The sequence below is a fragment of the Streptomyces sp. NPDC096012 genome (assembly GCF_040426375.1).
Lineage (GTDB): Bacteria > Actinomycetota > Actinomycetes > Streptomycetales > Streptomycetaceae > Streptomyces.
This window is the reverse complement of record NZ_JBEOTD010000016.1, coordinates 19663-31668: the sequence shown is the minus strand read 5'-3', so window position 1 is coordinate 31668 and position 12006 is coordinate 19663. Positions and strand designations below refer to the sequence as shown.

The 12006-nt window shown below is 67.1% G+C and carries 8 protein-coding genes and 1 pseudogene; 3 read left to right on the top strand and 6 right to left on the bottom strand.

The annotated features are described in order from the left end of the window. The first annotated feature begins 626 nt into the window (after positions 1-626). The 3 genes and pseudogenes from ABVB68_RS17675 (at position 627) to ABVB68_RS17660 (ending at position 2978) form a co-directional block, all read left to right on the top strand. Positions 627-1103: an RICIN domain-containing protein gene (locus ABVB68_RS17675; protein ID WP_353602000.1), complete on the top strand. Its 477-nt coding sequence runs from the start codon at positions 627-629 to the stop codon at positions 1101-1103. Positions 1104-1252: 149 nt separating this feature from the next. Continuing rightward, positions 1253-1605 (top strand): annotated as a pseudogene (locus ABVB68_RS36940) (helix-turn-helix domain-containing protein); the annotation flags it as partial. A gap of 632 nt (positions 1606-2237) precedes the next feature. Next, entirely contained in the window at positions 2238-2978 is a 741-nt protein-coding gene (locus tag ABVB68_RS17660; RefSeq protein ID WP_353601999.1) for a class I SAM-dependent methyltransferase, read from the top strand. A 250-nt stretch (positions 2979-3228) separates the two neighbouring features. Here the strand turns inward: ABVB68_RS17660 and ABVB68_RS17655 are convergent, their stop codons facing one another. The 6 genes from ABVB68_RS17655 to typA form a co-directional block, all read right to left on the bottom strand. Beyond that, positions 3229-4356 (bottom strand): ABC transporter ATP-binding protein, encoded by a 1128-nt coding sequence (locus ABVB68_RS17655; protein WP_353601998.1) that lies wholly within the window; start codon positions 4354-4356, stop codon positions 3229-3231. Positions 4357-4378: 22 nt separating this feature from the next. After that, positions 4379-5443, bottom strand: coding sequence for an ABC transporter ATP-binding protein (locus ABVB68_RS17650; RefSeq protein WP_353601997.1), 1065 nt, complete (start codon positions 5441-5443; stop codon positions 4379-4381). A gap of 10 nt (positions 5444-5453) precedes the next feature. Next, on the bottom strand, positions 5454-6434 hold the full coding sequence (locus ABVB68_RS17645; RefSeq protein WP_353601996.1) for an ABC transporter permease: 981 nt from the start codon (positions 6432-6434) through the stop codon (positions 5454-5456). A gap of 90 nt (positions 6435-6524) precedes the next feature. Further along, complete coding sequence (locus ABVB68_RS17640) at positions 6525-8333, bottom strand: ABC transporter substrate-binding protein (protein ID WP_353602097.1); 1809 nt, start codon at positions 8331-8333, stop codon at positions 6525-6527. 124 nt (positions 8334-8457) lie between these two features. Then, positions 8458-9492: an ABC transporter permease gene (locus ABVB68_RS17635; RefSeq protein WP_353601995.1), complete on the bottom strand. Its 1035-nt coding sequence runs from the start codon at positions 9490-9492 to the stop codon at positions 8458-8460. A 578-nt stretch (positions 9493-10070) separates the two neighbouring features. Beyond that, complete coding sequence (gene typA / locus ABVB68_RS17630) at positions 10071-11978, bottom strand: translational GTPase TypA (protein ID WP_353601994.1); 1908 nt, start codon at positions 11976-11978, stop codon at positions 10071-10073. Positions 11979-12006: the final 28 nt, after the last annotated feature.

The window sequence follows — 12006 nt, the reverse complement described above, 5'->3', positions numbered from 1 at the left end:
CCGAGCCCCCGCCCGAGGAACCGGGTCAAGACGTGGGTACAGAGACCATTTCTTCGGGGCTACCACCTGCAGCACGAACATTTCGTAGGAGTCCGCGTGCGGCTCGAGCGCCCACCGCGACTTCTCCGCCTAACTACTCATGGAGAACGACCACCTCATCTCCAGCGACGTGATCTTCGTCCAGGCCCTCTGCCTCACATCGAAATTACTGGCCGCACCGGAGTTGGGCCAAGAAGCGGCCAGCCTCTGGCAGAAGTCCCGGGCGGCATTGAGTCCGCACCACACGAACTTGCTCCCGTTGCCGGACCCGGGCGAGGGCTGCCACCCCCCAAGTCTTCACCAGACCCAGGTCACGCCCGCTCTCCGGCTCGGTCCTGAGTCAGCCGCCGCCTCTATGCGAAAACGGGGTTTACCGGGCCATAAACCCATCCTCGCATGCGTCCGATTCGGGCAAAATGAGGGTCCCGCCGCCCAGCTGCGGCCTCATTCCTCGCCCACCGAAGACGCCTGCCAGGCCTCGCGCGCGAGCCTCAAGTCTTGCTCAGCTCCCTTGACGACAGTCCTGCATGACGGGAAAGATCAGACTCACAGTGAGTGACCAGCCACTGAGAGTTGAGGGAATATCTGTGCAGCACATCAGGAAATCGGGGCTCCTCGTAGCCATTCTGGCGCTCGCCTTCTCGTTCTTCGGCCCGGTCTCGGCCCAGGCTGCCCCAGGCCACACCTTTTACATCGTGAACAAGGACACCGGCAAGTGCCTGGAATGGAACGGCTACAACAAGAAGATCACCCAAGAGAAGTGTAAGAGGACGCAGTGGCAGTGGTGGAACTACAAGGCCGCGAAGCTGTGTAACTACGTCTCCCCCGGTGGTGATTTCTGCCTGGGCGACGCCGGTCGCGAGAAGCCCGTATACGGGCGGCAATACTCCGACGCTCCTCAGCTCTTCTTCTCCAGTCTGAACCCGAACGCACAGACCACCATCGGCGCAATGCAGTGCGGTTACTTCAAGGTCGTAAGCGGCAAGGTGTCGTGCGGCAAGCGGATCCTGATCAACCACGGGCACAAGTACTCTCCGAAGATGATCTGGATCATCAAGTACTGATCCACGGAACAGGGGTCCGGGTCGGCTGCTTCGAAGGCAGAAGGCCGCACCTCCTCCCTCCGTTCCAGTGGTCGTCGTACCCCAGTTCAGGGGAGGCGATGGAGATCGAGATCCGGGACCTACGGACAGTCACTCAGGCGCACTAGTAGCTGGCGCGAGAGCGGGAGGCGCACTCCCAGCTCATGCATCAGGGTCTGAGCAACAAAGAGGCACGCCGGATCGTCGCATCAACGAGAAGACCGGCCGGCGATGGCGTAACGGCCGCAGCGCCGACCGCAGGCAGGAGGCGGCACCACCGATCAACACGGTGATGCCGCCTCCTGGTCTGTCCAGATACCCGCCCGAGGACGACCGGATCTACGTCGCCGACCGGCTGGGGAAGAGCGCCACCGTTCGGACAATGGCCGCCGAGCTGAGCCGCAGCCCGTCCACCATCAGCCGCGAGAACCGCCGCAACCGGCATCCGGGCAACGGCCGGTACCGGCTCCACGCCGCCCAGGCCGCGCCGCTGCCCGCGTGTTGCGACGCCCCCTGGAAAGCACTGAGGGCGGCCGGCCGTCTTTGTTCGCTGGTCACTGGAGTTGGGAGTCGCTCGGCTCGTCATTTACGGTCCGGTGTCGAACGCGGCTGGATTGACTGGCGGTGTGGCGGTCGCGCACCGACGCCACCGAAGCGGGTACCAACCGCTGCTGGCAGTTCTTCCTCCGACGCCCCGACAGTTGAGCACACCTTCCGACTGTTCAAGCAGGCCCTCGGGTGGACCGAGCCCGGCTCCGCAGCTCGGCGGCAGCCGACCGGTGGACATCGTTGGTGATCGCCGACTATGCCCAGTTCCGGCCCGCCCGACCGCTGGCCACAGACCTCCGCAGAGCCTGGGAGATGCCGACCGAGGTGTAAACCGACACCAGCCCGCGTCCGCAGAGGGCTCGGCAATCTGTGCACGAAGGACGGCTCACCGGCCGGTGTACCAGAACCCGTCACGACGTGGACGGAGTCCGCGCCACCGGCGAGGCGTTCGGCCAGCCTGCTTGCCACGAGGTGGGCACAAGACCACGCCGGCCTGAGTATGAGGCAAGTTCAGGAACTGCACTGGAAACTGACGCACCGTTCAACAACGTGTGTCACACTGCCGCGGTGGTAGATCACTCGTTCGCCGATCTCACGCTCGCCTCGCTCTACGACGACCTCAACCCCTGGGGGCCGGGTGACGACTTCTACCTCGGCCTGGTGAGGGAGTCCCACTCGGTGCTCGACATCGGGTGCGGTACCGGCCGGTTACTGCGACGGGCCCGGGCCGAGGGGCACCGGGGCCGGCTGATGGGGCTCGATCCCGCGGCCGCCATGCTCGTACAGGCCCGCCGGGACCGTCCGGACGTCGAGTGGGTGCTCGGGGACACCCGGGTGCGGCGGTGGGAGGAGGAGTTCGACCTCGTCGTGATGACCGGGCACGCCTTCCAGGAGCTGGTCGGTGACGAGGAGATCCGCGGCTGCCTGCGGGCGGTCCGCGCGGCCCTCGGCCGGCAGGGACGGTTCGTCTTCGAGACCCGCAATCCGCAGGCCCGCGCCTGGGAGCGATGGACGCCGGAGCGGGTGTACGAGGCCACGGCCGCCGACGGCACGCCGGTGCGGGTGTGGCACGAGGTGCGCGAGGGCGGACCGCGCGCGGGGCGGGTGCGCTACACGGAGAACTTCGACGCCGACGACTGGCCCGCACCGCGGGTCAGCCACGGCGTCCTGCGCTTCCTCGACCCGCCGACCCTGGCGGACTTCCTCACGGAGGCCGGCCTGGCCGTCGTCGAGCAGTACGGCGACTGGGGGCGCGGGCCGCTCGCCCCGGCCTCCCCCGAGATCATCACCGTGGCCCGGCCGGCCTAGGGACGGCAGCCGAGGGCGTCACCGCCGTCCGGCGGGCCTGGGAGCGGCCCGCCGGACCCCGGTCCCCAACCCGCCTGCCGGACCCCGGTCCCCAACTCGCGCGCCGGGCCCCGGTCCCCGCGGCTGATCCACCGAGTTGTCCTCCACGGCTGATCCGCCGGACCGCGGTCCGTGGCCGGTTCGCCGAACCACCACGGTCCCCGCCCGATCCGCCGGACCACGGGCCGTGGCCGGTTCGCCGGACCGTCGTCTACGGCTGGCCCGTCGCGCCCTCCTCCAGCGCCGCCAGCGCCGGGTCCAGCACGATGTCCTCGTCCCGGGCCTCGGTGGTCGGCTCCTCCGGGAAGTGGCAGGCCGTCAGATGACCGCTGCGGTTCCCGGCGATCTGGACCAGCGGCGGCTCCTCGGTCGCGCACTTCTCCTGCGCCTTCCAGCAGCGGGTGCGGAAGCGGCAGCCGGAGGGCGGGTTGATCGGCGACGGGACGTCACCGGCCAGGCGGATGCGCTCGCGGGCCGGCGCGCCCTCCTCCTCCAGGCTGACCTCGGGGACGGCGGACAGCAGGGCGTGGGTGTACGGGTGGCGCGGGCGGGTGTAGATGGAGTCGCGGTCCCCCACCTCGATGATCTTGCCGAGGTACATGACGGCGACGCGCTGCGAGAAGTGCCGTACCACCGCCAGGTCGTGCGCGATGAAGAGGAAGGCGATGCCGAGTTCGTTCTGCACCTTCTGCAGCAGGTTGACGACCTGGGCCTGGATGGAGACGTCCAGGGCGGAGACCGGCTCGTCGGCCACGATCAGCTTCGGCTCCAGGGCCAGCGCACGGGCCACCCCGATGCGCTGGCGCTGACCGCCGGAGAACTCGTGCGGGAAGCGGTTGTAGTGCTCGGGATTGAGACCGACGGTCTCCAGCAGCTCGCGGACCCGCTTCTCGCGGCCGCCGGCCGGGTTGATGTCGTTGATCTCCATCGGACCCGAGATGATCTTGCCGACCGTCTGCCGCGGGTTCAGCGACGAGTACGGGTCCTGGAAGATCATCTGGATCTCGGAGCGGATCGGCGCCAGCTGCCCACGTGAGGCATGGCTGATGTCCTGACCGCGGTAGGTGATCGTGCCGCTGGTCGGCTCCATCAGCCGGGTGATCAGCCGGCCGGTGGTCGACTTGCCGCAGCCCGACTCACCGACCAGGCCGAAGCTCTCGCCGGCGTGCACGGTCAGGTCGATGCCGTCCACGGCCTGCACCGCGCCGACGGTGCGGCGGATCGGGAAGCCGCCCTTCACCGGGAAGTGCTTGGTCAGCCCCGAGACCTCCAGCAGCGGCTCCCCGCCCGCGCCGGCGCTCTTCTCGCGCGGGACCGGGAGGACCAGGTCCTCTTTCATGACGGTGTCCTCCTATGTCGACCTAGCCCAGTCGGGGCTTGATCTCCTCGATGAAGATGGTCCGCTTCTGGTCGGCGGTGAGGTGGCAGGCCGATGCCCGGTCGGGGGCGAGCAGCGGGCGCTCGTTCACACAGCGGCCCGCTCCCGCCACCCGGTCCTGGAAGGTGCAGCGGGGGTGGAAGCGGCAGCCGGACGGCGGGGTGAGCAGCGAGGGCGGGGCGCCGGGGATCGGCGACAACTGGGCGCCGAGGTCGGAGTCCAGCCGCGGCATCGAGTTGAGCAGGCCCCAGGTGTACGGGTGCTGGGGCGAGCGCAGCACCTCACCGGTGGTGCCCCGCTCCACCGCGCCGCCCGCGTACATCACCATGATGTCGTCGGCCATGTCGGCGATCACCCCCAGGTCGTGGGTGATGAAGACGATGCCCGAACCGAACTCCTGCTGCAGGTCCTTGAGCAGGTCCAGGATCTGCGCCTGGACCGTCACGTCCAGGGCGGTCGTCGGCTCGTCGGCGATCAGCAGGTCGGGGTCGCACACCAGCGCCATGGCGATCATCGCGCGCTGGCGCATGCCGCCGGAGAACTGGTGCGGGTAGTCCTTCGCCCGCTCCTTGGGGTTCGGGATGCCGACCTTACCCAGCATGTCCACGGCGCGGTCCCAGGCGTCCTTCTTGGAGGCGCCCGTGTGCTTCATGAACGGCTCGGCGATCTGGCGGCCGACGGTGTAGTACGGGGAGAGCGCGGTGAGCGGGTCCTGGAAGATCATGGCGACCTTGTTGCCGCGCAGCTTCTCGAGCTCCGACTCACGGGCCGTCGTCAGTTCCTGCCCGTCCAGCAGGATCTCGCCCTCGACCGTCGTGAACATGGGGTTGTGCAGGCCGAGGATGGTCAGGTTCGTCACCGACTTGCCCGAGCCGGACTCCCCCACGATGCCGAGCGTCCTGCCGCGCTCCACGTCGAAGGAGAGGCCGTCCACGGCCCGTACGACGCCGTCCTCGGTCTTGAAGCTGACGTGCAGGTCCCGTACCGAGAGCAGGGGCCCGGTGCCGGCCGGGTCCGGGGCGCCGGCTTTCTTGGTCAGAGTGGTCACGACAGTGCTCCTAGGACAGCCGCACGCGCGGGTCGATGAAGGCGTACGCGGCGTCGACGATGATGTTGAACAGCAGGATCATGCTGGCGGAGAACAGCATCACGCCGAGCAGCAGCGGCAGGTCGCTGAAGAAGACGGACTGCACGGCGAGTTGCCCGATGCCCGGCAGGCTGAAGGTGACCTCCGTGATGATCGCGCCGCCGAGCAGCGCGCCGAGGTCGATGCCGAAGATGGTGACGATCGGGATCAGCGAGCCGCGCCAGGCGTACCGGAAGAAGACGTACCGCCGGGACATGCCCTTGGCGCGGGCGGTGCGGACGTGTTCCTCCTGGAGCTGTTCGATCATCGAGGACCGTGACATACGGGTGTACTGCGCCGCGAAGATCGTGGAGAGGACGACCCAGGGGATGATCAGGCCGGTGAACCAGGTGAGCGGGTCCCGGGTGAGCTCGTTGTAGGCGGGCTTGTCGAACCAGTGTGTCTGGTAGACGAGGATCGCCAGGGCCAGCGGGCCGAGGAAGTAGATCTGCATCGAGCTGAGCACCATGGCACCCGCGGTGGCCGTCTTGTCGACCATCGTGCCGCGCCGCCAGGCCGCGAGCAGCCCGGTGCCCAGGCCGGCGAGCAGGAAGCACACGGAGGCGCCCAGGGTGAGCGAGATGGTGGTGGGCAGGCGGTCCATCAGCGTGGCCCAGACCTGCTCGTTGGTGTGGTACGAGTAGCCGAAACAGGGGGCCGGGCACGGGCCCTGGGCGAACTGGTCGCTGCCCAGGACGAGGTTGTGCAGGAAGACCCAGTACTGCTCGGGGATGGACTTGTCCAGGCCGAGCACATGGTGGATGTTCGCGATGCTGTCCGGGTTGCAGGTCTTGCCGCACATCAGCAGCGCCGGGTCCCGGGGCACCCCGAAGAACAGCAAGAACGCGACGATGCTCAGCAGGAACAGAATGACGACGGCACCGATGATCCGGCGGACGAGGAAGCGCAGCATGACAGGGCAGCTCTCAGACGTCGGCGGTCCGGGCGGTACCCGGCGCACCCCTTGTACGTGCGGGGGCGCGCCGGGTACCGGAGGGAACGGTTACTTGATGTAGAGGCGACGCGGGTCGATGCCGCCGAGCACGTCGTCGTAGACGAGGCCGCCGACCTTGGAACCGGCGATCTGGGTCTGCTTGTAGTACGCGGTCGGGACGACGTTGACGCTGTCCTTCACGATGTACTGGTCCAGCTTCTCCCACTCGGCCGCGGACTGGACCGGGTCGGTGATCTTGTTGATCCGGTCGATGTCGCTGTTGATCTTCGGGTCGTTGATGTGGGAGTAGTTCTGCGCACCGTCGGCGATCACGCGGCCGTCGTACAGCGGCGGGATCACGGTCGAGGCGGACGGCCAGTCGGCGCCCCACGCGGTGTGGTAGATGTCGTAGTTGTTGTTCAGCTTGGAGACCTGGTCGTAGTAGGTCTCGGCCGGGATCTCCTGGCGCTGGACGTTGAAGCCGGCCTTCTTCAGGCCCGCCGCCATGGCGGTGGAGTACTGCTGGCCCTCGGGGGTGTTGATGTAGCCGAAGGTCAGCTTCATGTTGAGCTTGCCGGCCTTCTTCAGCAGCTCCTTGGCCTTCACCGGGTCACCGGCCGGCTTCTTCTTCTTGCCGAACGGGTCGAAGGTGGCGTCGTAGCCGGAGACGGTCGGGGAGATCAGACCGCCGGCGACCTCCATGGCGTCGGTGCCGCCGTAGGCGCGCACGAACGGGTTGATCGGCAGGGCGTAGGCGATGGCCTCGCGGACCGTCTTGTCCTGCAACGGCTTGTGGCTCATGTTGATGTTCATCTGACCCACGTACGGCTGGTAGCCGGAGACCGTGCGGCCCTTCAGCTTCGGGTCGCGCAGCACCTGGGACAGGTTGCCCGCGTCCACCTGGTTGTTGAAGCTGACGCCGGTCTGGTCCGCGCCGGTGTCGGCGAGCAGGGCCTTGGTCGAGGTCTCGTACTGCTGGTTGAACGTGAAGTTGAACTGGTTCACGTACTGGTGGCGGATCGGGTCCGTCTTCGGGTCCCAGTTGGTGTTCTTGACCAGCACCATCGACTTGCCGGACTTGAACGACTGGATCTTGTACGGGCCGGTCGCCACCGGGGCCTTGTCGTACTTCTCCTTGGTGTCGCCCTTCTCCGAGACCACCGCGTAGCCGGCCATCGCCAGCGCGTAGGGGAGGTCGGGGTGCGGGGTCTTGAAGTGGAAGACGATCGTCTTCGCGTCCGGCGTCTCGAGGACGGAGGCGGGGAGGTGCTTGCCCTTGTACGGGCCGCCCTTGAGGAGGTTGCGGTACTCGGTGCCCGGCTTGTCGGACAGCCACTGCTGGAGGTAGGTCGGGCCCTGGTTGATGAAGGGCGCGAAGAGCCGCTCGACGGAGTGGCGGACGTCCTTGGACGTGATCGGGGATCCGTCCTGGAACTTGATGCCGTCCTTGAGCGTGTACTTCCAGGTCTTGCCGCCGTCCGTCGTGGTGCCGGAGTCGGTGGCGAGGTCGCCGACCACCTCGTGCTTGCTGCCGTCGTTGCTGGTGGCCTTGTAGCCGGTCAGCCCGCGGTGCAGCAGCATGGCGAGCGATCCCTCGTCGGAGACGTAGATCTGCGCCGGGTCGAGGTGGGCGTAGGTGTCGCGCTGCAGCACCTCCATCGTGCCGCCGGGCTTGGCGCCGGGCACGTCGGCGGCCGGGCCGGTGGAGGCCGCCGCGTCACCGAACTTGATGGACGCCTGCTGGCGTTTGGCGTTCTCCTCCTGCTTCTTGTCGCCGCTGTTGCTGTCGCTGCCGCCCTTGCTGCAACCGGTGAGCACAAGAGCCCCGGCCGCGAGCACGGAGAGTGCGCCGTATGCGTGGCGTCCGCCCCTACTCATCACGAAGATTCCCACCCATCTGTGTGTCACCAGTGCGTTCTGTGTGTCACCAGTGCGAAAAGAACTGCTGGAAATGCAGTGCTGTGCAACGGAACTGAGGTTCCGTGGGATTGCGGTGCCGAGGTCAGCGCGCGGTCTTGGGGTCGAAGGCGTCTCTGACCGAATCCCCGAGCAGGTTGAACGAGACCACGAAGATGATCATCGAAATGCCGGGGAAGAACATGTAGGTGATGTCGTTCTGCATCACCAGTTCGGTGGATGCCTTGGAGAACATCTGTCCCCAGTCGGGCGTCGGTTCGACGATGCCCACGCCCAGGTAGGACAGGCCGGCCTCGGCGGTCACGAAGCCGGGCAGCAGGTAGGTCGCCTGCACGAGCAGCGGGGTGACGATGTTCGGCAGGATCTCCTTGCGGATGATCCGCCACGGCGAGGCGCCGCTGACCTTGGCCGCCTCGATGAACTCCCGTTCTCGCAGCGCGAGTGCGGTGCCCCGCAGGATGCGGCCGAGCCCCATCCAGCCCAGGAACCACTGCACGAGGATCAGTGCCACCACCCGGACATAGGTGGGCGTCTCGTCGCGCGGGCTGACGAACAGGGAGACCACGACCGGCATGCTCGCGATGAAGAACAGCTGTGCCGGGAAGGCGAGCAGGAAGTCGATGATCCGGCCGATGAAGTAGTCGACCTTGCCGCCGACGTAGCCGGCGGTGACACCGAGCAGGATGCCGGTCACCACGACCGCCACGGTGACGGCGACCGAGATCATCAGCGAGGTGCGGATGCCGTAGATCAGCTTGGTGAAAACGTCGTAGCCGTTGCCCGGTTCGAGGCCGAACCAGAACTCACCGCTGATGCCGCCGTTGGGCTGCACCGGCACGCCGGCGCTGTCGAAGAGTTCCGGACGCTCGTCCGCGTACACCGTGTACGGATTCTTGCCGTACACCTTGGAGATCAGCGGGGCGAGCAGGCCGATCAGGAAGAAGAAGCCCACGACGTAGGCCGAGATCACACCGGTGCGGTCGCGCTTGAAGCGCATCCACATCAGCTGGCCGGGGGACCGGCCTTCGAGCTTGACGGCTTCGCTCTTCGCCTCCGGCCCTGGTTCGCCGTCGACGACGACCGAGGTCCCGCCGTCCTCAATGTCGATAGGACTTGTCACGGTTCGTCCGTTTCACAGATATGAGTGTGAGAGGTGCCCGGGTACTCCGGGAACGCGTCGCACCCGCGGGCGAAGCCGCAGTCGGACGCGCGTAGTTCTACAGCCGAATCACACCGCTGGAAGTGACGAACTGACCCGCTTGGTGCTTGTGACACCGCGCATGGGGGTTCCTCCTCATGACTTCACGTGTTCACCAACAGGAGAGGGTTTCCGTCTTCCCTCCGCCACCCCTGACGGAGGGTCAGACACCCCCTGGTGCTCGTGAGTCGGCGCTGTCCCCACAGCGCGAGACCCATTGACCCGAGCGCTACGCGGCTAACTATCTGCCATGAGCCAGGTGGCGACCACTGTCTTTAAATCTCAATTCAGTCACAGCTGCCGTGTAGAACTTCCAAAAACTGGACAAACTGTTCGCGTCGAGAAGGCCGCGAAACGGACGTGTTACATGGCTATCGGTCGACGATCTCCGTATTACGGACACGATCACGGCCCGGTGGGCCGCCGGCAGCCGTAAAAGGGGTTGCAAAAAGCCCGGGTCCCCCCATGCTGGGGGGACCCGGGCTCAAGTGCCCTGCGGATCAGCCGTGCTTGGCGCGGCTCGCGGCGCGGGCGCGCTCACGGGCGTCCAGGTTCACCTTGCGGATGCGAACGGCCTCGGGGGTCACCTCGACGCACTCGTCGTCGCGGCAGAACTCCAGCGACTGCTCCAGCGAGAGCTTGCGCGGCGGGACGATCGCCTCGAACGAGTCGGCCGAGGAGGACCGCATGTTGGTGAGCTTCTTCTCCTTGGTGATGTTGACGTCCATGTCGTCGGCGCGGGAGTTCTCACCGACGATCATGCCCTCGTACACCTCGGTGCCCGGCTCCACGAACAGCACGCCGCGCTCCTGCAGGTTCGTCATCGCGAAGGCGGTGACGGCACCGGAGCGGTCGGCGACCAGCGAGCCGTTGTTGCGGGTCGTCAGGTTGCCGAACCAGGGCTCGAAGCCCTCGTGGATGGAGTGGCCGATGCCCGTGCCGCGGGTCTGGGTCAGGAACTCGGTACGGAAGCCGATGAGACCGCGGGAGGGGACGACGAACTCCATGCGGACCCAGCCGGAGCCGTGGTTGGACATGTTGTCCATCCGGCCCTTGCGGACGCCCATGAGCTGGGTGACGGCACCCATGTGCTCCTCGGGCACGTCGACCGTCATGCGCTCGACCGGCTCGTAGGTCTTGCCGTCGACCTCCTTGGTGACGACCTGCGGCTTGCCGACGGTCAGCTCGTAACCCTCGCGGCGCATCTGCTCGACCAGGATGGCGAGCGCCAGCTCACCACGGCCCTGGACCTCCCAGGCGTCCGGACGCTCGGTGTCCAGCACGCGCAGCGAGACGTTACCGATCAGCTCGCGGTCCAGGCGGTCCTTGACCTGGCGGGCGGTGACCTTGCGGTCCTTCACGGCCGCCTTCGCGTCGGCGCCCTTGCCGGTGCCGCCGCGGCCGACCAGCGGCGAGGTGTTGGTGCCGATCGTCATCGAGATCGCGGGCTCGTCGACCGTGATCAGCGGCAGCGGGATCGGGTTCTCGGTGTCGGCCAGGGTCTCGCCGATCATGATGTCCGGGATACCGGCGACCGCGCAGATGTCACCCGGGCCGGCCTTCTCGGCGGGCTTGCGGGTGAGCGCCTCGGTCATCATCAGCTCGCTGATGCGGACGTTGCTGACCGAACCGTCGCGCTTGATCCAGGCGACCGTCTGGCCCTTGCGCAGCTCGCCCTGCTCGACGCGGAGCAGCGCGATACGGCCGAGGAAGTTGTCGGCGTCCAGGTTGGTGACGTGGGCCTGGAGCGGGGCCTCCTCGTCGTACGTCGGGGCCGGGATGTGCTCCAGGATGGTGGAGAAGAACGGCTCCAGGCTGTCGCTGTCGGCCGGGACCGTGCCGTTGTCCGGCTTGGTCAGCGAGGCGATGCCGTCACGGCCGCAGGCGTAGACGATCGGGAACTCGATCTGCTCCTCGTCCGCGTCCAGGTCCAGGAAGAGGTCGTAGGTCTCGTTGACGACCTCGTCGATCCGGGAGTCCGGGCGGTCCGTCTTGTTGATGCACAGGATGACGGGCAGGCGCTGCTGGAGGGCCTTGCGCAGCACGAACCGGGTCTGCGGCAGCGGGCCCTCGGAGGCGTCCACCAGCAGCACGACACCGTCGACCATCGACAGACCGCGCTCCACCTCGCCGCCGAAGTCGGCGTGGCCGGGGGTGTCGATGATGTTGATCGTGATCGGGTCCCCGCCGTCCTTCGGGTGGTACTTGACCGCCGTGTTCTTGGCGAGGATCGTGATGCCCTTCTCACGCTCCAGGTCGTTCGAGTCCATCATGCGGTCGTCGACGCCCTCGAGCTGGTGGGCGGCGAAGGCGCCGGCCTGCTTCAGCATGCCGTCGACGATGGTGGTCTTGCCGTGGTCGACGTGGGCGACGATGGCGACATTGCGGATGTCGTGGCGCGTGGCCATATTGCGACGTACTCCCGGAGTGTGAGGA